The organism is Microbacterium sp. NPDC087665 (assembly GCF_044743285.1).
Taxonomy (GTDB): domain Bacteria; phylum Actinomycetota; class Actinomycetes; order Actinomycetales; family Microbacteriaceae; genus Microbacterium.
Map to the genome: position 1 here is coordinate 251,472 of NZ_JBIUWD010000002.1, position 22,493 is coordinate 273,964.

At 66.7% G+C, this 22,493-nt stretch carries 22 protein-coding genes; 6 read left to right on the forward strand and 16 right to left on the reverse strand.

Going from position 1 to position 22,493, the window contains the following annotated elements; genetic code table 11:
* Nucleotides 1–5: 5 nt before the first annotated feature.
* Nucleotides 6–995 (reverse strand): UDP-glucose 4-epimerase GalE, encoded by a 990-nt coding sequence (gene galE / locus ACIOSY_RS04735; protein ID WP_400849804.1) that lies wholly within the window; start codon nucleotides 993–995, stop codon nucleotides 6–8.
* A gap of 141 nt (nucleotides 996–1,136) precedes the next feature.
* Between galE and ACIOSY_RS04740 the strand changes: the two genes are divergently transcribed.
* A complete protein-coding gene (locus ACIOSY_RS04740; protein WP_400849807.1) occupies nucleotides 1,137–2,105 on the forward strand; it encodes a glycosyltransferase family 2 protein in 969 nt (322 codons plus the stop codon).
* Between the two features lie 2 nt (nucleotides 2,106–2,107).
* The gene (locus ACIOSY_RS04745) at nucleotides 2,108–2,701 is read left to right on the forward strand and encodes a hypothetical protein (RefSeq protein WP_400849810.1); all 594 of its coding nucleotides are present in this window, start codon (nucleotides 2,108–2,110) and stop codon (nucleotides 2,699–2,701) included.
* Nucleotides 2,702–2,716: 15 nt separating this feature from the next.
* Here ACIOSY_RS04745 and ACIOSY_RS04750 read toward each other — a convergent pair whose 3' ends face one another.
* From ACIOSY_RS04750 to ACIOSY_RS04760, 3 genes are read right to left on the reverse strand one after another with little or no spacing between them, the layout of a single operon-like run.
* Complete coding sequence (locus ACIOSY_RS04750; RefSeq protein ID WP_400849813.1) at nucleotides 2,717–3,451, reverse strand: ABC transporter ATP-binding protein; 735 nt, start codon at nucleotides 3,449–3,451, stop codon at nucleotides 2,717–2,719.
* Nucleotides 3,451–4,245 carry an ABC transporter permease gene (locus ACIOSY_RS04755; protein ID WP_400849816.1) on the reverse strand — a complete coding sequence of 265 codons (795 nt, stop codon included), beginning with the start codon at nucleotides 4,243–4,245 and terminating at the stop codon, nucleotides 3,451–3,453. Before ACIOSY_RS04755 ends, ACIOSY_RS04750 begins: the two co-directional genes overlap by 1 nt.
* A complete protein-coding gene (locus tag ACIOSY_RS04760) occupies nucleotides 4,242–4,721 on the reverse strand; it encodes a GtrA family protein (protein ID WP_400849819.1) in 480 nt (159 codons plus the stop codon). Before ACIOSY_RS04760 ends, ACIOSY_RS04755 begins: the two co-directional genes overlap by 4 nt.
* A 138-nt stretch (nucleotides 4,722–4,859) precedes the next feature.
* Between ACIOSY_RS04760 and ACIOSY_RS04765 the strand changes: the two genes are divergently transcribed.
* Nucleotides 4,860–5,861, forward strand: a complete 1,002-nt coding sequence (locus tag ACIOSY_RS04765) for a glycosyltransferase (protein ID WP_400849822.1) — start codon at nucleotides 4,860–4,862, stop codon at nucleotides 5,859–5,861.
* Entirely contained in the window at nucleotides 5,858–6,796 is a 939-nt protein-coding gene (locus ACIOSY_RS04770) for an NAD-dependent epimerase/dehydratase family protein (protein WP_400849825.1), read from the forward strand. Before ACIOSY_RS04765 ends, ACIOSY_RS04770 begins: the two co-directional genes overlap by 4 nt.
* Before the next feature lie 34 nt (nucleotides 6,797–6,830).
* Here the strand turns inward: ACIOSY_RS04770 and ACIOSY_RS04775 are convergent, their stop codons facing one another.
* Genes ACIOSY_RS04775 through ACIOSY_RS04795 form a run of 5 tightly spaced genes read right to left on the reverse strand, consistent with a single transcriptional unit; the run spans nucleotide 6,831 to nucleotide 12,935 of the window.
* The gene (locus tag ACIOSY_RS04775) at nucleotides 6,831–8,984 is read right to left on the reverse strand and encodes a hypothetical protein (RefSeq protein WP_400849828.1); all 2,154 of its coding nucleotides are present in this window, start codon (nucleotides 8,982–8,984) and stop codon (nucleotides 6,831–6,833) included.
* A 60-nt stretch (nucleotides 8,985–9,044) separates the two neighbouring features.
* Entirely contained in the window at nucleotides 9,045–10,181 is a 1,137-nt protein-coding gene (glf, locus tag ACIOSY_RS04780; protein ID WP_400849831.1) for a UDP-galactopyranose mutase, read from the reverse strand.
* A 44-nt stretch (nucleotides 10,182–10,225) separates the two neighbouring features.
* Complete coding sequence (locus ACIOSY_RS04785; RefSeq protein ID WP_400849834.1) at nucleotides 10,226–11,230, reverse strand: Gfo/Idh/MocA family oxidoreductase; 1,005 nt, start codon at nucleotides 11,228–11,230, stop codon at nucleotides 10,226–10,228.
* Nucleotides 11,230–12,327 (reverse strand): DegT/DnrJ/EryC1/StrS family aminotransferase, encoded by a 1,098-nt coding sequence (locus ACIOSY_RS04790; protein WP_400849837.1) that lies wholly within the window; start codon nucleotides 12,325–12,327, stop codon nucleotides 11,230–11,232. Before ACIOSY_RS04790 ends, ACIOSY_RS04785 begins: the two co-directional genes overlap by 1 nt.
* Complete coding sequence (locus ACIOSY_RS04795) at nucleotides 12,324–12,935, reverse strand: acyltransferase (RefSeq protein WP_400849840.1); 612 nt, start codon at nucleotides 12,933–12,935, stop codon at nucleotides 12,324–12,326. Before ACIOSY_RS04795 ends, ACIOSY_RS04790 begins: the two co-directional genes overlap by 4 nt.
* A gap of 193 nt (nucleotides 12,936–13,128) precedes the next feature.
* On the opposite strand from ACIOSY_RS04795, the gene ACIOSY_RS04800 reads away from it, so the two are divergent.
* The gene (locus tag ACIOSY_RS04800) at nucleotides 13,129–14,427 is read left to right on the forward strand and encodes a lipopolysaccharide biosynthesis protein (RefSeq protein WP_400849843.1); all 1,299 of its coding nucleotides are present in this window, start codon (nucleotides 13,129–13,131) and stop codon (nucleotides 14,425–14,427) included.
* Nucleotides 14,428–14,440: 13 nt separating this feature from the next.
* On the opposite strand, the gene ACIOSY_RS04805 is transcribed toward ACIOSY_RS04800, so the two are convergent.
* Together ACIOSY_RS04805 and ACIOSY_RS04810 are read right to left on the reverse strand one after the other, a co-directional pair.
* Nucleotides 14,441–15,532: a UDP-N-acetylglucosamine 2-epimerase gene (locus ACIOSY_RS04805; RefSeq protein WP_400849846.1), complete on the reverse strand. Its 1,092-nt coding sequence runs from the start codon at nucleotides 15,530–15,532 to the stop codon at nucleotides 14,441–14,443.
* Nucleotides 15,529–16,608: a glycosyltransferase family 2 protein gene (locus tag ACIOSY_RS04810; protein ID WP_400849849.1), complete on the reverse strand. Its 1,080-nt coding sequence runs from the start codon at nucleotides 16,606–16,608 to the stop codon at nucleotides 15,529–15,531. Before ACIOSY_RS04810 ends, ACIOSY_RS04805 begins: the two co-directional genes overlap by 4 nt.
* Before the next feature lie 153 nt (nucleotides 16,609–16,761).
* On the opposite strand from ACIOSY_RS04810, the gene ACIOSY_RS04815 reads away from it, so the two are divergent.
* A complete protein-coding gene (locus ACIOSY_RS04815) occupies nucleotides 16,762–18,234 on the forward strand; it encodes a DUF2142 domain-containing protein (RefSeq protein ID WP_400849853.1) in 1,473 nt (490 codons plus the stop codon).
* A 30-nt stretch (nucleotides 18,235–18,264) separates the two neighbouring features.
* Here the strand turns inward: ACIOSY_RS04815 and ACIOSY_RS04820 are convergent, their stop codons facing one another.
* From ACIOSY_RS04820 to ACIOSY_RS04840, 5 genes are read right to left on the reverse strand one after another with little or no spacing between them, the layout of a single operon-like run.
* Nucleotides 18,265–18,648, reverse strand: a complete 384-nt coding sequence (locus ACIOSY_RS04820; protein ID WP_400849856.1) for a DUF2304 domain-containing protein — start codon at nucleotides 18,646–18,648, stop codon at nucleotides 18,265–18,267.
* Nucleotides 18,645–19,367 carry a glycosyltransferase family 2 protein gene (locus ACIOSY_RS04825; RefSeq protein WP_400849859.1) on the reverse strand — a complete coding sequence of 241 codons (723 nt, stop codon included), beginning with the start codon at nucleotides 19,365–19,367 and terminating at the stop codon, nucleotides 18,645–18,647. Before ACIOSY_RS04825 ends, ACIOSY_RS04820 begins: the two co-directional genes overlap by 4 nt.
* A gap of 32 nt (nucleotides 19,368–19,399) precedes the next feature.
* Complete coding sequence (locus ACIOSY_RS04830) at nucleotides 19,400–20,413, reverse strand: glycosyltransferase family 2 protein (protein WP_400849862.1); 1,014 nt, start codon at nucleotides 20,411–20,413, stop codon at nucleotides 19,400–19,402.
* Nucleotides 20,410–21,615 (reverse strand): ABC transporter ATP-binding protein, encoded by a 1,206-nt coding sequence (locus ACIOSY_RS04835; protein ID WP_400849865.1) that lies wholly within the window; start codon nucleotides 21,613–21,615, stop codon nucleotides 20,410–20,412. The genes ACIOSY_RS04830 and ACIOSY_RS04835 overlap by 4 nt, the downstream gene beginning before the upstream one ends.
* Nucleotides 21,616–21,617: 2 nt before the next feature.
* The gene (locus tag ACIOSY_RS04840) at nucleotides 21,618–22,478 is read right to left on the reverse strand and encodes an ABC transporter permease (protein WP_400849867.1); all 861 of its coding nucleotides are present in this window, start codon (nucleotides 22,476–22,478) and stop codon (nucleotides 21,618–21,620) included.
* Nucleotides 22,479–22,493 lie beyond the last annotated feature (15 nt).

Consider the following 22,493-nt stretch of genomic DNA (forward strand, 5'->3'; position numbering starts at 1 on the left):
CGGGTTCAGCGCCCGGAGCGGAACTTCTCGGCCCAGGCGAGCGAGTCGCGCACGCCGTCGTCGATCGACCGGCTCGCGCGCCACTCCAAGAGCTCGGCTGCGCGCTCGACGATCGCGAAGGCACCGGCCTGATCCCCCGGACGACGAGGCGCTTCGACGACGGGGAGCGGCTCACCGGTGACGCGCTCGAAGGCGGCCACGAGCTCTCGCACCGTGACGCCGTCGCCGGTGCCGAGATTGATGGCCTGGTACGGCGCATCGGTCGAGGCGATCGTGTCGAACCTCTGCACGGCGGCCACATGGGCGAGTGCCAGATCCCACACGTGGATGTAGTCGCGGAGGCCCGATCCGTCCCGCGTGGGCCAGTCGGTTCCCGTGATGGAGAACGGGATTCCCTCGGTGCGCGCCTGCATGATCTTGCCGAGCGCGTGCGAGGGGGTGGGATTCTGCAGCCCGGTGCGCAGGCGCGGGTCCGCGCCGATTGGGTTGAAGTAACGGAGCGCGATCGCGCGGAAGTCGCCTGCCGCAGCGGCGTCACCGAGGATGTGCTCAACCATGGCCTTCGTGGCGGCGTAGGGGCTGGACGGCGCCAGCGCGCTGCGCTCGTCGACGCCCCCGCCGTCCTCCCCCGCGTAGATCGCGGCCGACGAACTGAAGACGACCCGATCGATGCCGGCCGTCCGCAGACGCCGAAGGAGGACGACCGTCTTCCCGACGTTCGAGTCGTAGTAGCCCAGAGGGTCGGAGACCGACTCCGAAACGACGATCCTCGCGGCGCAGTGCACGACGGCGTCGATGTCGGGATGGTCGGCCAGCACGCGATCGAGGAACGGGACGTCGGCGATGTCACCGACGTACAGCGACCGCCCGTCTCCGAACGCCTCGAGGCCGGTCGACAGGTCGTCGACCAGCACCGTTTCGATGCCGGCTTCCAGGCAGGCCGTGGCTACTGTCGATCCGATGTATCCCGCACCGCCGGTGATCAATACCTTCATCGGGGCCATCCTATCGCCCGGAATCCTGCTCGCCGAGGCGCTCGCTCCCGGGATACCTCAGCTGCGGAGGGTAGGCTGATCTCTGCTCACAGAGTCCACCGCCCATCGGCAGTTGGCGCAACCCCTCCGGAGAACACCCCCGTGGCAAACGTCCCGCAGAACGCCGTTTTCGATCCGAGCACGGCGACGATCGTCATCGTCACCTACAACCGCTCGCACCTGCTCACGGGCCTCCTCACGAGCATCACCGCGATGGATCCGAAGCCCGGTCACGTCGTCATCATCGACAACGCCTCGTCCGACGACACCACCGAGGTCGTCGAGACGTTCCGCCCGACGCTCGGCACCGAACTCGTCTACCGACGCCTCGACACGAACACCGGCGGTTCCGGTGGCTTCAGCGAGGGCATGCGCACCGCGTACGAGCTCGGATCCGAGTGGATCTGGATGATGGACGACGACGTCGAGGTCCTGCCCGACGGCCTGGCCCGGATGGGCAAGTGGACGCCGCGCTTCAAGAGCATCCAGGGCCGGCGCTACGACTACGACGGCAGCGAGTTCTACTGGCAGTACCGCATCGCCGAGCGCATGGGCATTCCCATCCCGTTCGCGCCCTCCGGGTTCGACTCGTCCGGCTACAAGGAGATGAACAGCGGATGCTTCGAGGGCATGTTCATCCACCGCTCGATCGTGAAGCAGATCGGGCTCCCCGATCACCGGTTCTTCATCTACTGGGATGACCAGATGTACGGCTGGCTCGCGTCGCGCAAGACGACCGCCGTGATCGTCGACGAGTTCGTGCTGCGTCGCACGCGAGAGATCAAGCAGTGGGACATGGGCATCCGCCACATGAACGCGTCCAGCAACGCGTACCGCTTCTACATCATGCGCAATCGCGCATACATCAAGCACTACTACCGCATCCACCGCAACTACAACCCGGTGCTCTTCGGTCTCGGCACGGCCATGACCTTCGCCAAGGAACTGATCCGGCTGGTCTTCGTCGAGCGCACTGTGCGCGGCACGAGCAACCTGTTCCGCGGGCTCAAGGAGGGCGGCAAGATCGGCCGCGACCGTTCCTGGACGCCGATGCCCGCCCTGGAGACATGACGATGAGCGATGAGCAGCCCGAGGTCCGTTGGGCCCCGATCGAACCGAAGCCGAAGAATCGCGGCCGCATCTGGCTGATCGTCGGGATCTCCGTCGCCGCACTGGCGATCGTCGGCGCGCTGCTGTTCTTCCTGCTCCCCCGCGGAGATGCGCCGGAACCCGGTGCGAGCGGATCGCCGGGGCCGTCGTCGTCTCCGACCGAGACGAGCAGTCCGACTCCCGGCGCGACGTCGACGACCGACCCGTCGGAACCGCCGGCGATCACTCCGCCCGCGCCCGTGGAGCCGACCATCGACGCGTTCCGTGATCAGGTCAGCGGATGGTTGACGGATGCACCTCAGGGCCTCGACATCATTGCGGGCTCGAGCGGCACCGATGCTCTCTCCGTGGTCGACTCCCTCGTGCAGGATGCTCAGCGCATGTCCGACACCCAGCCTCCGTCGTCTCTCGACGCGCAATGGCGCGACGGTGTCAGCGCGTACGCGGAACGCCTGAACGAGCTCCGCACTGCGATCTCGGAGTCGGGGAACACCTCCGGCGCCGTCGAAGCGGCGCGTTCGGCCGTGCAGAACCTCCGGAGCCTGGTCGGCCTCTGACGGAACGCGAGACGCTCAGACCGTGTGGTCGGCGTTGTAACGGTCGAGAACGTCGGCGATCGGCGCGTCCAGCACGAGGGCGCCCTTGTCGAGGTAGAGGCCGCGCGTGCAGAAGCGACGCAGATCCCGCTCGTTGTGGCTCACGAAGAACAACGTGCGCCCTTCGGCGAGAAGCTCGTCGATGCGCTTGTAGCACTTATCGCGGAAAGCCTTGTCGCCGACGGCCAGCACTTCGTCGACGAGCAGGATCGGTTCGTCGAGCTGCGACACCACGGAGAAGGCCAGCCGCACCTTCATCCCGTTCGACAGGTGCTTGTACGGGGCATCCTCGAACCCGGCAAGTTCCGCGAACGCGATGATGTCGTCGTAGCGACGCGAGACCTCCTCGCGCGACATTCCATGCAGTCCTGCCGTGAGGCGGACGTTCTCCCGCACCGTGAGATCTCCGACGAAACCACCCGTGATCTCGATGAGCGGGGCGACCCCGCCGTTCACTGTCACCGTGCCCTCATCGGAGAGCAGCACGCCGGCCACCAGACGCAGCAGCGTCGACTTTCCCTGACCGTTGCGACCGACGACGCCGATCGACTCTCCGGGCTGAACCGTGAAGGAGACGCCGCGCAGCGCCCAGAACTCTCCGGGACGCGAACGCCGCGAGGCTCCCGCGAAGAGGTCCTTGAAGCTCCGACGTCCTCGACGGTTGCGCCGGAAATGAACGCCGAGGTTTTCGACTGCGATCGCCGCTGCCATCACAGCTCCTTCAGCACAGGTCGCTCCATGACGCGGAAGACCCACATGCCGAGAGCGAGAATGGCGAAACTCATGAACACGCTGATCAGCAGGGTGAGCAGGTTCCACTGGTCCGGGAAGAACGGCATCCGATAGAGCATGAAGATCCCGGCGAGCGGGTTGAAGGCTCCCAGGATCTGGAAGTTGCTCGGGAGGTCGGTCACGTTGTAGATGATCGGGGTCGCGTAGAACATCGCCCGCAGGATCAGGGCCGTCGTGCGTTCGAGGTCGACGTAGAGCACGCAGAGCGGCGCGATCAACAGACCGAGGCCGACGAGCAGGATGGTCTGCAACAGCATCGCCACGGGCATCCAGAGCACTCCCCAGCCGAACTGCGTGCCGGGAGCGAAGACCGCGAACACCACGAGGACGGGCAGCGAGAAGAGATACTCCATGCCCTTGCTGAGCACGATACGGTTCACCCAGATCGATCGAGGGATCGCCGTCGACCGCACCAGTCGGGCGTCCTTCTTGAAGGCGCGGGTGAAGTCCGAGACCGAGGCGTTGAACCACACCCACGGCAGAAGCGCGCTGATGAGGAAGACGATGTACGGCTCTTCGCCCACGTCGCGCTTGAAGATCTGGGTGAAGACGAACCAGTAGATGGCGCTCATCACCAGTGGGTCGAGAACCGACCACAGGTATCCGAGGAAGCTCGTCGAGTACCGCACGCGCAGATCTCGAGCTGAGAGAAGCCACAGCGAATGCAGATAACGCCGGGGCGTCCCGGGCGCCCCAACAGCAGTGTGACTCACGATGCCGAGTCTACGGGGCCACCGACTGAAGAACCTGAAGGACGGGCGGGCGAATCCGTCGGAATCGGCGACGACGGCGCCTCCGACGCACCGGCCGCCCCGTCGGGTTTGCGGCGGAACGAGAAGTACTTGTGCCCGACGAAGCTGATCAGCGTGGTCACCACGAGCACGATCGCCTGCGCGAGCAGCGGGTTGAGTCCGCCGAACTCGACGAGAAGAGGGAGCGCCACGGCGTTGGCGAGGATCGACACCGCGTAGACGCCGACGAACCGCAGGAAATCGATCAGGACATTGCCCTTGACCACGAACACGAAGCGGCGATACAGCACGAATGCGACGGTGATCGAGATGGCGTACGAGATCACGAGGGCGATGAGATAACCGAACGGCACGTGCGCGAACACCCACTGAGCGAGGGCCGCGTAGATCGCATATCCCAGGACGGTGTTCACGCCGCCGACCGCGAGGAAGCGCACACGTTGATCCGCGATCAATCTCGCGATCAGACGCCGAAAAGATACTCCCATGGACCCGCTCACCGATTTCGTACGATTGTCCCGGATTGTTAGTCTAGTGCGGCGACGAACTCTCCTCGCTCGACCGCGAAGGCCCCCATGTCCTCAGACGTCACTTCCGATCCGCACGAGATATCCATCGTGGTCCCCGTCTACAAAGGCGAGCTGACTCTTCGATCCCTCATCGCCGAGATCGTCGCAGTGACCGAGGTGACGCAGACCCCCACCGGCATCCCGTGGCGGGTGACCGAGGTGCTGCTCGTGCACGACAACGGACCGGATCGCTCGGCCGAAGTGATCCGCACCCTCGCGGCCGAATACGACTTCGTGCGTCCCGTCTGGCTGAGCCGCAACTTCGGCCAGCACTCTGCCACTCTCGCCGGAATGGCGTCGAGCGGGTCGGAATGGATCGCCACGATCGACGAGGACGGACAGCACGATCCCGTCGACATCGGACGCCTGCTCGACGCAGCCGTCGAGAATGCGGCGCCGCTCGTGTACGCCAAGCCGACGAACGCCAAGCCCCACGGCGCACTGCGCAATGCCTCGTCCCGCGGGGCGAAGGCGCTCATCACCGGGTTGTCGAACGGGCAGAAGGCGTCCGACTTCCAGAGCTTCCGCCTGATCCTCGGCGAGATCGGTCGCAGCGTCGCCGCCTATGCCGGCAGCGGCGTCTACCTCGACATCGCCTTCGGCTGGGTGGCCTCACGAGTCGTGACCGCCGACGTGCACTTCCGGGATGAAGGACAGCGGGTCTCGGGCTACTCCGGCCGCAAGCTGCTCAGCCACTTCTGGAGGCTGGTCCTCTCGAGCGGCACCCGAGCGCTGCGCTTCGTCGCGGTCGCGGGTGCGACCCTTGCCGCCATCGGCGTGGTGATGGCCATCGTCTTCATCGTCCAGTGGTTCCTGGGGGCGCACTTCCCCGCGGGCTGGACCTCGATGATGACGGTGATTCTGATCACATCCGGAGCGCTCCTGATCTCGCTCGGCATGGTCGCCGAATACCTCGGCACCGCGGTGAACATGGCCATGGGCAAGCCGTCGTACCTCATCGTCAGCGACCCTGCCGACGGCCCCCTCGGCAGGCGCCGCCCGGAATGACCTCTCTGGACTGGGTGGTCGGAGCCCGGGGCCTGCTCGGGTCCGCCGTCGCGCGAAGGCTCGCCGCGCTCGACGCACCGGTGTTCTCGGGCCCCCGAATCCGCTGGAGCACACCCGACGCCGAAGACGATATCCGGCTCGGAATCGCGCAGCTCGTCGCGCAGGCAGGCGACGATTCCTGGCGTGTGTTCTGGTGCGCCGGAGTCGGCGTCACCGGCTCGAGCGCCGAGTCGTTGCGCACCGAGGTCAGCCGTTTCGAGACTCTGCTCGCAGCGATCACCGCTCTTCCCGAGGCTGTACGCGCACGAGGTCTGGTCTTCGTCGCGTCATCCGCCGGCGCCATGTTCGCCGGAGCGCACGGCGCGCCGTTCGATGAGACGTCGACGCCCGCCCCGCTCGGTGACTACGGGCATGCGAAGCTCGCGATCGAGGACGCCGCGCGCGGCTTCTCCGCGACGAGCGGGGTGCGATGCCTGGTCGGTCGCATCGCGAACCTGTACGGACCCGGGCAGAGCCTCAGCAAGCCCCAGGGGCTGATCTCGCACCTGTGCCGCGCGTACGTCAATCGCACGCCGCTGTCCGTCTACGTGCCGCTCGACACTCTGCGCGATTACATCTTCGTCGACGACTGCGCCGCGCTCATCGTGGATGCCTGCCAGCGGCTCGCGGAGAGCGAGCCCGGCTACCACGTGAAGATCCTCGCGTCGGGGCGCTCCGTCAGCGTGGGGGCGCTGCTGGGCGAGTTCCGACGCGTGGTCAGTCGCCGTCCGGAGATCGTGATGGGCAGCTCTGCGGTCTCCTCGCTCCAGAGTCGGGACCTGCGTATGCGGTCCACGCTGTGGCCGGAGCTCGATCACCGGGCGATGACCAACCTCTCCGACGGCATCGCGCGAACCCTCCAGGACGTTCGGGCGACCGTGGTCCGCGGCCGCTGACGAGCAGCGAACCTCCGGCGCGCGTCTCGGCCGATCAGCGCGCCGGGCGGGCCGAGGCGAACTCCTCGCGACGGAGCGCGATCCGGCTGAGACGCCGAGCAGTCCGGAAGGCGCCCCGGGAACCCGGGGGCTCCGAGTCGCCGGCAGCGGCCGCGGTCCCGAAGTCGAGGACTTCCGGTCGCACGCCGCGCGCCTCGAGCCCGAAGGCGATCTCGTCGAACCAGAGGTCGTCGGTCTCCTTCGACGCGCGGACGATCGCTCGTCCCGCGTCGCCGTCGAGCACGATCACCCGTCCCCGGAGCGACGTGCGCGCTCCGAGCAGGATGCTTCGCAGCACTCCTGCCGGCGCCTCTCGGTCTGCGTCGTGGTCGGCCTCGGATGCGCCCTCGGCGGCAGCGAGCTGAGCGAGAGCGCTCGGTTCCGCATCGAGCGGGCCGCCGACGACGATCACTCGTTCGCCGACGCTCGAGAGCACCCCGGCACGCAGACGTCGGCCGATACCGTCTTCCGGCACGCTCGCGACCCTGTGCACGGGCGCATGCGTCGGTACGGGCGCAGCGCTGTCGCCATCTGCCGGCGATGCCCCACCGACGACGACGACCTCGTCGCCTGCGGAGAGGGCCGCGGCGATCCGCTCGACGTCTCCCTCCCGCAGGAAGGTGTCGTCGACGACGACGCTGACACCGGCGCGACTCTTCGGCTGCGACAGGTCGGCGGCGGTCCGCTGCTGCTCGCGGGCGCGGACGCGAGCCGGCCAAGAGGTCGCGGCCCAGACGATGACGCCCAGCGACACCGCGGCCAGCAGGCCGAGAGCGGCCGAGAGCTCCGAGTAGTAGTAGAGCATCGGCATCACCATGATGGCGGGGACCAGACCGAGGAGGAACAGCGGTGTGACGATCGCCAGCACGCGGCCCAGTCGCGGACGCGGGCCCGATCGGATCGACATCCCCACCGCGAAACCGATGATGATGAAGAGGACGAGGCCGCCGAAGTGCTTCGCGACGTAAAGAGCCTTCTGCAGATAGAGCTTCACGGCACCGACGGGATCACCGAGCACCTCGTCGAGGTACAGCCCCTGGAGGATCTTGTCGTACTCCTCACTGGCGACGAGCACGTCCGGGTCGATCTCCCGCGCCTTGGCCCATCCGTACTCATCCGCCCAGGTCACCGCGAAATGAGAGGGTTCTCCGTTGAGAGGGGTGGGGTACGACAGCCCGAGGTACAGCGAATGCCACGCCGTGTGGGCGTCGGGAACCTCGGTCATGGCCTGACCCGTGGTCTCGGATCGATCGACGTTGATCGCCGCCATGAGGCCGGTCTGGATCACCGAGGCGAGGAGCACGGCGATGAGTGCGCCGCCGAGCGCTGCGGCCCACCGCCAGCGGCCGCGCGCGAAGATCCACCACAGCACTCCGACGGCGGCGGCGATGCCCATGCCCGACAACGACCGCGACATGTTGCCGAATGCGGCGAGCACCGAGATGCCCACAGTGGCGCCGACCAGACCGAGCCAGCGCAGACGGTACGTGCTGAGAAGAACGATGAGGGCGAGGGAGAGGAAAGCGAGTGACGCAGCCGTGCCGTACAGGGAGTAAACCGGGAGCGTGTTGACCCGGTCGGAGAGCCCGTACTCGGTGCCGACGAGAGTCGCCCCGTGGTTGAACAACCAGACGACCAGAGGGAGGAGGACCATCGCGTATCCCGCACGCGCCCGACCGACGACGCGTGCGACCGCGAGCGGAAGCCAGACGAGCGGAATGGCGACGAGCAGGGCCTGGGCGACGCGCAGACCGGGATACGGGGAGTCAGATCCGGTGATGTTGTACATGAGGCTCGCGATGATGTACGAACCGGGGTCGTCGTCCCAGGTGGCGAAGGTCAACGGCCCGTCGGCCGGAGCCTGCACACCGTAGGACCCCGAGCCGGTCTCCTTGATGAGGAGGGTTCCGGTGTCCTGGTACGCCTCGTACGTCGCGCGAAGTTCCGCATCGCGCGCCCCGTGCCACCCCAGGTCGCCGAGAGACATCACCGTCACGAACCCGATCAGCCCCATGGCGATGCCCACGAGCAGCAGAAGCGCCGTAGTCGCTCGCGGCCAGAGCCGACCACCCTCGCGACGTGACGATACCTGGGCCCGTGAGGCCTCCGTCTCGGAGGGCATGTCGACAGGCGCAGGCGAATGAGGCATGACTCCGATCCTACCCATCGGCCCGGAGCGCACTCGAATCGCGCTCCCGGCGGACGCCGCTCACGCCAGCTGGTTGTTCCACATCGACAGCGCCGAGCCGATGGCCATGTGCATGTCGAGGTACTGGTAGGTGCCGAGGCGCCCGCCGAAGAGCACCCCGTCCTCCCCCTTGGTGAGTTCTCGGTACGCGAGGAGGCCCTCGCGGTCGGCCGAGGTGTTCACCGGGTAGTACGGCTCGTCGTCGCGCGTCGCGAACCGGGAGAACTCCCGCATGATGACGGTCTTGTCCGACTCGTAGACGTCTTTGCGTTCCGGGTGGAAGTGCTTGAACTCATGGATGCGCGTGTACGGCACATCCATGTCGGGGTAGTTCATCACCGTCGTGCCCTGGAAATCGCCGATGTCGAGCACTTCCTGCTCAAAATCGAGCGTCCGCCAGCTGAGCGCACCCGCCGTGTAGTCGAAGTAGCGGTCGACGGGCCCGGTGTAGACGATCGGAAGCTGCCCGACCGTGGCTTTCTTGCTCAACGGCTGCGCATCGTCGAAGTAGTCGACGTTCAGCTTCACCTCGATGTTGGGGTGGTCGGCCATCCGTTCGAGCCACGCGGTGTATCCGTCGGTGGGAAGACCTTCCCACGTGTCGTTGAAGTAGCGGTTGTCGTAGGTGTAGCGCACCGGCAGCCGACTGATGATGTCGCCCGACAGCTTCTGCGGATCGGTCTGCCACTGCTTCGCCGTGTAGTCCCGGAAGAAGGCCTCGAACAGCGGACGCCCGACCAGCGCGATGCCCTTCTCCTCGAAGTTGCTCGCGGTCTTGACGTCGAACTCCCCCGCCTGTTCCTTGACCAGCGCCCGAGCCTGGTCCGGAGTGTAGGCCGCGTGGAAGAACTGGTTGATCGTGCCGAGATTCACCGGCATCGGGAAGACCGTGCCCTCGTGGGTCGTGTACACGCGGTGCACGTAGTTCGTGAACGAGGTGAAGCGGTTGGCGTACTCCCACACCGTCTCGTTCGACGTGTGGAAGAGGTGCGCGCCGTATCGGTGCACCTCGATCCCCGTCTCGGGCTCTCGCTCGCTGTAGGCGTTGCCCCCGATGTGGGGTCGTCGATCGATGACGGTGACTTTACGGCCGGCGTTCGCGGCGCGCTCTGCGATCGTGAGGCCGAAGAAGCCCGATCCGACGACGAGGAGATCCATTGCAGTCACTTTCGGTGCAGCGTGAGACGCGGGGGGTGATGCGATCAGCGGGCGGCGGAATCGATGGCGATCATCGTCCCGCCGTGCTGAGCGGACTCGAGAGCGGATTCGACGACCTCGAGCGTGTGGGCGGCCTCGTCCATCGTCGAGAGTTCGGTGTCCTCGCCCAGGACGGCATCGCGGAACGCTTCGAGTTCGCTGCGGAGCGGCTCGCGCTTCGCGAAGGCGAACCGCGTCACGTCGCCCTCGGAGACTCCCCGGAAGGTCGAGACCGATTCCCACTCCAGCGGGACCGTGCCGTTGGCATGGAGGGTCAGGTCGCCCGTGGCGGTGTCGGCCACGAAGGTGCCGCGTTCGCCGGTCACGACGGTGACGCGCTCCTTCATGGGGCTGAGCCAGTTGATGAGGTGGTTGGTGATGATGCCGTTCTGCAGACGGCCTGTCATCGCGATCATGTCTTCGAACGCGCGTCCGCTCTGGAACGCGGTCTGGGCGCTGACGGCCGAGTACACCGACTGCGCGACCCAGGCGGTCAGGTCGATGTCATGGGTGCCGAGATCCTTCGCGACACCCACATCGCCGATCCGCGCGGGGAACGTGCTCTGCCGGCGCGTGGCGATCTGGTAGACGGACCCGATGTCTCCGGCGGCGAGGCGGGCACGCAACTGCTGAAGCGCGGGGTTGAAGCGCTCGACATGTCCGACGACGCCGACGAGCCCGCGTTCACGGAATCGAGCGCTGACCTCGCGGCCCGAGGCACTGTCATCCGCGATGGGCTTCTCGACGAGCGTGTGGATGCCGGCATCGGCGAGCGCGAGGGCTGCCTGAGCGTGGAAACGCGTCGGGATCGCGACGACGGCGATATCGATCTTCTCGCGGATGAGCGCGTCGACATCGGCGAGAAGAGGGATGCCCTGGGCCACTCGGTGCGGGTCGCCGCCCGGGTCTGCCACGGCGACCAGATCGACGCCCTCGATCTCGCGGAGAATCCGGGCATGGTGGCGGCCCATCGACCCGACGCCGAGAAGACCGGCCCGCAGCGAAGTCATCAGCTTCCCGCCGCTGTGAGGGCGTTCACGGCCGTGACGATCCGCTCGAGGTCGTCGGCGGAGAGCGACGGGTGCACGGGAAGGGAGATGACCTCGCTCGCCGCGCGCTCGGTCTCCGGGAGCTCGAGGTCCGGTGCGTAGTGCGCGAGCGATGGCAACCGATGATTCGGGATCGGGTAGTAGACGCCGCTCCCGATGTTGTACTCCTCTTTGAGGGCCTGCACGATGCGATCGCGATCCTCCGTGACACGGATCGTGTACTGGTGGTACACGTGGGTCGCACCTTCGGCCACCGGCGGCACTACGACGCCGCGAAGATGGGCGTCGAGGAATGCGGCGTTCGACTGACGTGCCGCCGTCCATGCATCGACCTTGGTCAGCTGCACACGGCCGATGGCCGCGTGGATGTCGGTCATCCGTGCGTTGAACCCGATGAGTTCGTTCTCGTACTGACGCTCCATGCCCTGGTTGCGCAGCAGGCGGACCCGGCGCGCTGTCGCTTCATCGGCCGTCACGACCATTCCGCCCTCGCCGCTGGTCATGTTCTTTGTCGGGTAGAGCGAGAACATCGTCATCGCACCGAACGTTCCGACCGGGCGGCCGTGCAACGCGGCGCCGTGCGCCTGCGCCGCATCCTCATAGAGCGACAGGCCACGTTCCTCGGCGAGCGCGCCGAGTTCCGTCATGCGTGCGGGGTGCCCGTAAAGGTGAACGGGAAGGATGCCGCGCGTACGGTCGGTGACGGCCGCGGCGACGGCCTCGGGGTCGAGAGTGAACGTCTCGGGCTCGATGTCGGCGAAGACGGGCGTCGCACCGGTCAGCGCAACGGCGTTCGCCGTCGCGGCGAAGGTGAAGGATGGCACGATGACCTCATCGCCCGGGCCCACGCCTGCAGCGAGAAGGCCCAGGTGCAGACCGGAGGTGCCGGAGTTCACCGCGATGACGGGGAGCCCCTCGACGAAGTGCTCGGCGAACTCGCGCTCGAATGCCGCGACCTCGGGGCCCTGTGCGACCATGCCGCTCTGCAGCACGCGGTCGACTGCCGCTCGTTCCTCGTCACCGATCAGCGGCTTGGCCGCCGGGATGAATTCCGTCATTGTTCCTCCAATGCGAGAACGCCTTCTGTCTCGATATAGCGGGTGCCCGTCGAGGGGCAGAGCCACACGCCGGGTTCGGACTCCGTGAGCGGTACACCCGCTTTTCCCACCCAGCCGATGCGCCGAGCGGGCACCCCGGCCACGAGGGCGAAGGGAAGGACATCTTTGACGACGACTGCTCCGGCCGCGACTGTGGCCCACTCGCCGATGCGCACAGGAGCGACGCAGGTCGCACGCGCACCGATCGAGGCGCCTTCGTCGATCACGACGCCGACCGGCTCCCAGTCGTCTGCGGACTTCAACGACCCGTCCGGCGTGATCGCGCGCGGATACGTGTCGTTCGTGAGCACGACCGCCGGGCCGATGAACACACCGTTGCCGAGCACCGCCGGCTCGTACACGAGCGCGTAGTTCTGCACCTTGCAGTTGTCACCCATCTGCACGCCGGTGCCGATGTAGGCTCCGCGCCCGACGATGCAGTTCTCGCCGAGGACCGCGCTCTCGCGAACCTGTGCCAGGTGCCAGATCGACGTGCCGTTCCCGAGCGTCGCTTCGGCCGAGACGTCGGCGCTCGCAGCGATTCGCGTCCGGGCCGCGGCTGGTGCCACAGGATCAGAGTTCTGGGAGAGTGTCACAACGAAGAAGCTTACCCTCCCGTGCTCGCGAACCCCGTCGGAGAACCGCCTCCGACAGCACCCGCCCAGCGCCGTTGAGTATCATGGCGGCGGCACGAGCGACTCGCGCCGCCGCCCTTCTCCGGTGGCACTCCCCCGGCAGAACCGACGTCAGGATGACCACCAGATGGCCGAAAACGGCACGCGGACGAACCCGAAGCCGGAGCGGACAGGACTCGGCGTCCACGTCCGCTCGCACGGGAAGGCCCTCCTCGCCGTCGGGGTGGCGAGCGGTCTCGGCATCATCGCCTCCTTCGCCTTCCAGCTCGTCAGCGCGCGCTTCGTCTCTCCCGCCGACTTCGGCCTGCTCGCCGCCTTCTTCGTGATCGTCAACGTCGCCGCCATCGGTAGCGCCTCGCTCCAGAGCACGGTGACGGTTCAGACGGCCTCGACCTTGACCCTGCCCGACGAAGCGCGCAGAGCCCGTCGCCGGGTGCCGCTCGATGCCATCCTGCTCGGGGTGGGCGGCGGTGCCGTGATCGCCGTGCTCTCGCCGTGGCTCGCCACAGCCCTGAACACCACGCCGCTCGTCATCCTCGCCGCAGCGGTCACCATCCCGCTGAGTTTCGTCTTCGCCGACGCCATGGGGCTGCTCCAAGGATCGGGACAGGTCGCGCAGGCGGTGTGGTGGTCGACGTTCTCCCAGATCGCCCGAGTGCTCTTCGCCGTGCTCGCGATCGCGATCGGCACGGGCCTCGGTGGAATCATCGGCGCTGTGCTGGCTGCGCTCGTCGTCGCGGTGGTCGGAGGCGTGTGGACCGCGCGCCGGGTGCCGCGACCTCTCAACGGCGTCTTCAGCTCTGCCGGAATCACGATCGTGATCCTCACCGTGGCGTTCGCGTGGTTGACGAGTTCCGACGTGATCTTCCTCCGGGCCGGCGCGCCCGAGGATCTGGCCGGCATCTACGCGGCGGCGATCGTGCTCGTGAAGACGGGCTTCCTCATCCCCTCGACGTTGTCCCTGTATCTGCTCCCGCGATTCGTGAAGCATCGCGACAACCCGAACATCTCGCGCGTGGGCGTGCTCGCAACACTCGGTCTCTCGCTGGCGACGAGCGTGGCGATGCTCGTCGTGTTCTTGCTGCTCGGCGACTGGATCATCGCATTGATCTACAAGCCCGCGTACGCCGCGGCTGCGGCTCTCCTGGTGCCGACGACCCTCGCCTACCTGCCGTGGATCGCGGCTCAGGGCATGATGATCAAGATGACGAGCTCCGCGTCGCGCGGAGCCGCCGGCATCCTTCTCCTGGCGGCCGTCGCCCAGTGGATCACCTTCACGATCACGATTCCGGACGTGACGGCGATGCTCACCGCTTACGGCGTGATCGGCGCCGTGGTCCTCATCGCATTCTTCGCGATCGACGTGCGCAACGCGCGTCGCCTTCGCAGCACTCTCTCCGCGACCGCGGCGAGCTCGGCCAAGTGAGCCCAGCCCTCCGTCAGGCGGAGGGAGTCTTCACCGGTCGAGCGAGCCCGCGCTCGATGAGGTCGGCGACGATGATGTCCGACGGCGACTCGCCCGGATCGAGATCGATCACGCGGTAGTCCTGCGCGTTCGCCAGGAACTCGGCGACCGCGCTCTGCTCCCAGCCCGACAGGATCGCGCTGGTGCCGATGCCTTCCCGGCTTTCGGAGACCTTGCGATGCACCAGTGTCGGGATGCCGAACACGGCGGCCTCCTGCTGCACACCACCCGAGTCCGTGACCACGAAGCTCGCAGCCCGCAAGGCAGCGACGAAGTCGCCGTGCTCGAGCTTGGGCATGACAGTGAAGTTCGTGAGCCCGAGTTCGGCGATCGTCTGCTCGATCGCGTCACGCGAATAGGCGTCGACGATCAGTCGCAACGGCAACGGCGTGTTCTTGTCGAGAGTCTTGAGCGTCTCGGCGACGAGTGCCGTGTTCGAGATGAACTCGAACCGATGCAGGAGCACCAGCCCGTACGCCTCGATGATCGCCTCGGAGTCTCCTGCGGCGTCGCGCACGGCATCCTTCGCCGTGTTGCCGTGGGTCAGGACGACGTTCCGGCGCTTCGAGAGGTTCGCGGCGGACTCTTCGGTCGGCGCGTAGTGGATGTGGGCGAAGCGGCCGACGATGCGCCGGTCGAGCTCTTCCGGGAACGGGTGGCGCCAGTTCCCCGATCGGAGACCTGCCTCGATGTGCGCCACCGGAACCTTGAGCCAGCGACCGATGAAGGTCCCGAGGACCGTCGTCATCGTGTCGCCGTGGACGATCACCACGGAGCCGGGAGGCAGGGTCTTGCGGATGCGGCGCACGTTCGACGCCGACCAGGTGAGCACGTCGAAGATCCAGCTCACCATCTGAACCGGAGACTTCAGCGGCTTGCCCTTGTGCCCGTTCGCGATGACCTCGTCGGGCTGGGTGAACCCCAGCTCGGGAATCGCCTTGCGCAGCGACTCGGTGTGCTGCTGCGTCACCCAGTGGCGGTACGGGATGCCCTGCGCGTCGAGTCGACGAACGACCGGCGCCAGTTTGATCGCTTCGGCCGTGGTTCCGTAGATGAAGATGATCATGAATCTGCCTTTCCGGCGGAGTCCTGTCGTTTCCCGCTGCGACGCGAGAACGCGCGGCGATGGACCAGCACGCCGCGCGCGAGTCCGAGCCAGAACGGGATGATGAAGACGGGGAGGAAGAGAAGGTAGGCCGCCTGCGCACGCGCGGGGCATCGGTTGATCGCCGCGGGGAGCATCGGGGCGAGGAGAACGAGCACGGCCACCACGAGGATGATGACCGCCGCCGGCCACGCGCCGGCCACGAGCAGTCCGACGAGCAGTGCGATCAGCACGAGGGGGGCCAGCGCCGCCAGGATGATCACCGCGGAGCGCACGAGCGATGTGCCCGCGTAGCTGTCGACGAACAACGTGCCGCGGTCGAACGAGTGCTTCACGAAGCCCTTGACGGTGGTGCGGGGCCGGTAGATGGCCGAGAATCCGGGATCGAGGCGGATGCCGCCGCGCTCCGCGATCCATCGCAGGATCTTGGTGTCGTCGGAGATCAGTTTCGCATCGCCTTCGGGCCATGCGTATCGGAACGCCTCGACGAGAACCTCGCGGCGGGCGAGGAACGCGCCGGTGCCCTTGGGAGCCGAGTCGAACGTGTCAGGGGTGAGGTCGTACGGACGCGGCGAACGCAGGTATCCGCCCCAGAAGACGAACGTCGGGACTTCCCAGAACCGACCGACCAGGGGCGAGGTGCGGTCGGTGTGCACGTGCGCGTTCCACCCCGCGGGGCGGGGATCCGCTTCGACCTGCGGAAGCAGATACGAGAGCGCATCGGGCGCGAGCAGCACCCGGGAGTCGAGAAGGAGCACAAGATCGGCCCGGGCCTGCTCAAGGCCTGCCCATCGCGCGAGGAAGCGGCCGCCGTTCTCCTGCCGGACGACGACGAGCGACCCGGGGAATCCGGGCGCGAGCGCCTCGACGACACCTTCGGATCCGTCGTCGCTGCCGTCATCGACGACGATCACTTCGACATCGGTACCGGCTTCACGCACCGCGACGGCGAGCGCATCGAGTGTCGACGGCAACCACTGCGCGGAGTTGTACGACGGAATGACGACGCTCAGCGCCGCTGCGCCCGGACCGGTCACAGCGACCGCCCGCAGACGCCAATGGGGGTGCACCGGGCGCGCAGATAAGATGGGACTCGGTTAAGACGCACCACCAAAGAATACCTGTGACCTCACCACGCCGCTGACATCGCTCGCCGGCGTCGTCACCCAGATCGAGGAGCTCCCCCCACGATGACCCGCCGGACACGACAGATCGTCGCAGCTGTACTCGCTCCTCTCGCGCTCCTCGTAGCGCTGCTCGCCTGGGGGGTCTCCTCTCCCCCGGGTTCGAGCCCCGACGAGGACTATCACATGGGCAGCATCTGGTGCGCGAACGGCCCGATCGACGGGCGCTGCGAGACCACGGGTGATGAGACGACCCGCGAGCTCCCCGGCGACGTGGTCCAGGCCGCCGCCTGCTTCGCGTTCCACTCCGGTCAGGCAGCGACCTGCCCTCTCGACGAATCGTCGATGGTCCCGACCATCCGCGGCAATTGGCTCGACAACGGCTACCCGCCGGTGTTCTACGCGGTCATGAGCACATTCGTCGGCCCGGATCTGTCGGTGTCCATCATCGTGATGCGCAGCTTCAACGCCCTGCTCTACGTCGGAGTGCTGGTCGCGCTGTTCTTCCTTCTCCCGTTGCGCATGCGCCATCTGCTGGTGTGGGGTGCGCTGGTCGCGATCGTCCCGCTCGGCACCTTCCTGATCCCCAGCGTGAACCCCAGCTCCTGGTCGATCCTCCAGGCCAGCGGCCTGTGGCTCGCGACCTGGGGCTTCTTCCAGCAGACCGGGAAGCGCAAGATCGGCCTGGCAGCGCTCGCAGTGCTGCTGATGGTGATCGGCGCCGGTGCGCGCAGCGACTCAGCGGCCTATGGCGTTCTCGCCGTCGCCGTCGCCGTCGTCCTCGGATGGCGCAAGGACAAGCGCTTCCTGCTCGAGCTCATCCTGCCCGTCGCGCTCGTCGCGATCGCCGCCGGCCTCTTCCTCACGAGCGGCCAGTCCGGCGTGCTCACCGCCGAGACCGAGAGGACCCAGGGCCTGTACTCGCTGATCGTCGCGAACCTCCAGCTGCTGCCGGGACTGTGGACCGGTGCGTTGGGTTCGTGGGGACTCGGCTGGTTCGACACTCCCCTGCCTCCCCTCGTGTGGACGACATCCGTGGCCGTCGCCGTCGCTGTGGCCTTCTGGGGCCTGAAGAAGGGAACGCCGCGCAAGTGGCTCGCCCTCGCGGGCGTCTCGGCGGGTCTGATCGTCGTTCCCCTCTACATCCTCGTCCGCGAGGGGTTGCTCGTGGGAACGGGAGTCCAGCCGAGGTACGTGTACCCGATGATGATCATCTTCGCCGGGGTGGCGCTCGTCGGCACGCGACGCGCGACGCTCTCGATGAGCCGCATGCAGCTCGCCATCCTCGCGACGGGACTCACCGTGGCGAACAGCCTGGCGCTGCACATCAACATGCGTCGCTACATCACCGGACTGGACGGCACGGGTGTGAATCTCGACCGCGACGCCGAGTGGTGGTGGAACACGCCGATCTCTCCGATGACGGTCTGGATCGGGGGGTCGATGGCGTTCGCGATCGCTCTCGCCGTGTTCGCGTGGTTGGCGTGGAGCGAGAAGAAGACGGAACAGATCGCCATCACGACGCCCACCGCGGTCTGACGCCGGGGGCTGGGGCGGGCGTCCGACCGATCAGTTCCGGCGGTCGCCGTCGGTGCTGATGTCGGTGTCCGCGGCGCGATCCTTGAGCGCGTCGACCTCGGCGCGCAGGATGGCGACCTCCTCGGCGACGCGTCGCGTCTCGTCCTCGGCCGTCGACAGCTCCCAGGATTGGTGGAGCGTCACGCCGACGAGAAGCGCCAGCGCCCCCACGAAGAGCAGGTTCGAGGGCACCTGGACGCCGAGGACGTTCGAGAGCCAGACGAGCAGGTCGGGGAAGACCGTCAGCACGAGCATCCCGATACCGATGATCAGCCACAGGATGGCGTACTTCTCGCGCAGGCGCTTGCTCAGCAGCATCCAGACGATGATCGCGAGGATGAACAGCGCGAATGTGACCCCGAGGAAGACGATCATGCGACGACCTTTCGACGGCCGCGCATCAACGCGAGGCCGAGCGCGAACACGGAGCGGAAGAGGTAGATGGTCGACCCGATCGATCCCTGCGACGGGCGTCCGTGGACGCGCGGCCGCATCGCCACGGGAACCTGGGTGACCGTGAGACCCGCGTGGGCGCCGGCGACGAGAGAGTCGATGGTGTCACCCAGATACTCGGCCGGGTAGTAGCGCACGTACTGCGCGATCGCACGGGAGTTCGCCGCGCGGAAACCACTCGTGACGTCCGTGAGCTTGGCCTTCGCGACTCGGGACACGACGGAGGCGAGGAACAGCATCGCCCACTTCCGCGGACCGCGAACGGAGTAGTCCCCCACATCGGCGAACCTCGCGCCGATGGAGATGTCCGCGTGCTCGAGTCCCTTGAGCACCTCGGCGATGTTCGCCGGATTGTGCTGTCCGTCGGCGTCGACCTGGATCGCCCGCGTGTACCCATGGCGCTGCGCGTAGGTGTACCCCGTCTTCATCGCCCCGCCGACCCCCAGGTTGAACGGGAGCGGCAGCACGCGGGCGCCGGATGCCTTCGCGACGGCCGCCGTGTCATCGGTGGAGCCGTCGTCGACGACGATCACGTCGTAGAGCGCGTCAGCGCGGAGAATCTCTTCGACGGTGTGGCCGACGTTCTTCTCCTCGTTCCACGCAGGGACGATCACGAGTACGCGTTCATTCACTTTCGCCACGGTTAGCCATCCTAATCGCGATGTGCTCGACGTCAGCGACGTCGATGGATTGTGCGGTTGTACACCTGGACTTCGAGCGCCCGCTGCAGGTAGAGCAGCTCGCAGAGGGCGAGCTGCCAGAAACTCAGTTGCGCAGTGCGGCGACGGACATCGGCGACGTCGGCGTCGAAGACCGCGCGCTCTTGCTCCGTCTTCGCGCTGCGCCGTTCGAAGCGCAGGGTCTTCAGCCCGGAGAAAGCCCGGGCGGGCGTGATCCCGAGCCGCAGCGCGACATCGAACGACGTGAGGTGGGCGTGGACGATGTCGGAGTAATAGCTCGTCGACTTCACGGCGTGCGAGACGCTGTCGCCGCGCTGCAGCCAGTAGTAGAGGGCATCCGAGCAGGAGACGACGGTCGACATGCGCTCGTAGAGCGTCATCGCCACAGCGACGTCCTGCGCGTAGCGTCCCGCCGGGAACCGCACACCCTCGAACAGGTGCGATCGGTAGAGCTTGCCCCAGTTCGCCTCGCTGAAGTACTTCAGCTCCTTGCGGAACAGCCGCCGGACCGCGACCGAGAACACGGTCTGGTACGCCTTGCCCGGGTCGCCGAACACCTCGAAGGTGCCGAAGGCATCGTCGCTGTGCTTGGCGAGTTCGGCCTCGCCCTGGCTGGCGCCGACATTGCGCCAACGGCAGCAGCTCATGTCCGCGCCGGTCGACTCGATCAGGTCGACGAGTCGCTCCAGCATCCGGGGCGCCATGAGGTCGTCGTTGTCGCAGAACGTGATGAGCGCGCCAGACGCGATGTCCAGACCCGCGTTCTGCGCTGCGGCGATACCGCCGTTCGCCTGGTGCCGCACGATGACCCGCGAGTCTTCCTGCGCCAATCGATCGCAGAGCGCACCCGAATCATCGGTCGATCCGTCGTCGATGAGGATGAGCTCGAGGTGCGCGTGCGTCTGAGCGAGGATCGAGCGAACGCAGGGCAGGAGGTGCGCACCGGAGTTGTACACCGGAACGATGATCGAGACGAGCGGTCTCAGAACGGGATCTTCCGAAGTCATACGATCCGGACCGACGTGGCGACCGGGCCGACCGACCGGACTTCGCCGAGCACCTCGAACTCCGCTCCGTTCATCAGCCCGTGCGAGGTGGGTTCGCTGATTCCCGAGGCGTTCACGTTCACGGAGTACCGACCGGGGCTCATTCCATCGGTCGTGAACGAGATCGAGACCGTCCGCGATGCGCTGAGCGGGTCGAGGACGATGTCGAGCAGATCGGTGTTCGAGGCGAGGGCGATCTGCCCGAGCGAGGAGTCGACGCTGAAGCCGATCGCCCACCGTTCGATCGGTCGGATCATCTCCACGTCGACCTCGAGCGTGAGTTCCTCGCCGGCTGTGATCTGGGCGACGGCCTTCCCGCCGGCATCATGGATGTCGACGGATCGGATCTCGAGGGCACGCGACACCTGATCGGGTCGCGCCTGTCCGACCGCGTTGTCCGTCAGCAGTTTGCGGAAGCGCTCGATCGCCGTCACCGGGATGCCGTCGTAGACAAGCTTGCCCTTATCCATCACGACGACCCGGTCGCAGAGCGACGAAATCTGGTCGAGCGCGTGGCTGACGATGATGATCGTTCGTCCCTCGGTCTGGAACTCACGGATCTTCGCGAGGCACTTCTCCTGGAACTGCTCGTCGCCGACCGCCAGAACCTCATCGACGAGGAGGATGTCCGGGTCGGTGTGCACGGCGATCGCGAATGCGAGACGCACGTACATGCCCGACGAGTAGAACTTCACCTGGGTGTCGATGAAGTCGCCCACACCGGAGAACTCGAGGATCGCCGCGAACTGCCCTTCGACCTCTTCCCGGCTGAGGCCGAGCACGGAACCGTTGAGGAACACGTTCTCGCGCCCGGTGAGATCGGGGTGGAAGCCGGCGCCGAGCTCGAGCAGCGCAGCCACCCGGCCGCGCTGTTCGACGGTTCCCTCGGTAGGCTGGATGATCCCACCCAGCACCTTGAGCAGCGTGCTCTTTCCGGAGCCGTTGTGCCCGATCAGGCCGATCGTCGTGCCGGCGCTGATGCCGACGCTCACGTCGCTGAGGCCCCAGAAGTCCTGTCGGTGCTGACGACCGGCACGACCGAGCGTGACGACACGCTCCTTCAGCGACGAATCCTTGCGCACCGTGAACCGCTTCGACACGTTCGTAACCCGGATGACCTCGGGGGCCGCTGCGTCGAAGTCCTGCGTCATCGTTTCCGTCATGATCAAAGCTCCTGCGCGAAGTTGCCCTGCAGCCGCAGGAAGACACGATGGCTCACGAAGAGCAGGACGACCCCGATGATCAGGGCGATGAGCATCCGAACCATGAGGTTGTCCGGCCACGCGACGGCGTCACCCGAGACCCAGAACGCCCGTTGGAAGCCGAGCACGGCGAGCGTGAGCGGGTTGTTCGTGTACAGCTCGACGACCCAGGGCGTCTTGACGAGATCGGCGACCATCTGCCAGGCGTAGACAACCGGCGAGGCCCAGAACAGCAGCATCGTGATGACATCGACGAGGTACTGGGTGTCCCGGAGATACACGTTGATCGCGCCGCACAGGAGCGCGAGAGCGAGTCCGAAGACGACGATCAGGGCGAGCGCCGGCAGGAAGTAGATCAGACCGAGATGCAGCGGTGGTTTTCCGATCGCGAACGTCGCGATCACGAGCACGACGAGCTGCACGCCGAAGTTGAACAGGGCAGCTCCGGTGCTCGCGAGCGGGAAGACCTCGCGTGGCACATAGACCTTCTTCACGAGTCCGGCATTCGCCAGGATCGATCCGGTGCCGCCGACGAGGATCTCTTGGAAGAGACCCATCGCCGTCAGACCGGCGAAGACGTAGATGGCGAAATCGGGGATGCCGCGGGCTGCGCCGAGGAAGTGCCCGAGCACGACGAAGTAGATCGCGAGCTGCATCAGCGGGCGCGCGAGCACCCACAGGAAGCCCAGCGCCGAGTCCTTGTAGCGGGCCTTGAGGTCGCGCTTGACGAGGAGGGAGAGCATCTCCCGATGGTCGATCAGCTCACGGAAGGGTCCGAAGAACCCACCGCTCGCTCCCTTCCCGATGGCGCCGATACTGCGCATCGGCATCTCGGCGAT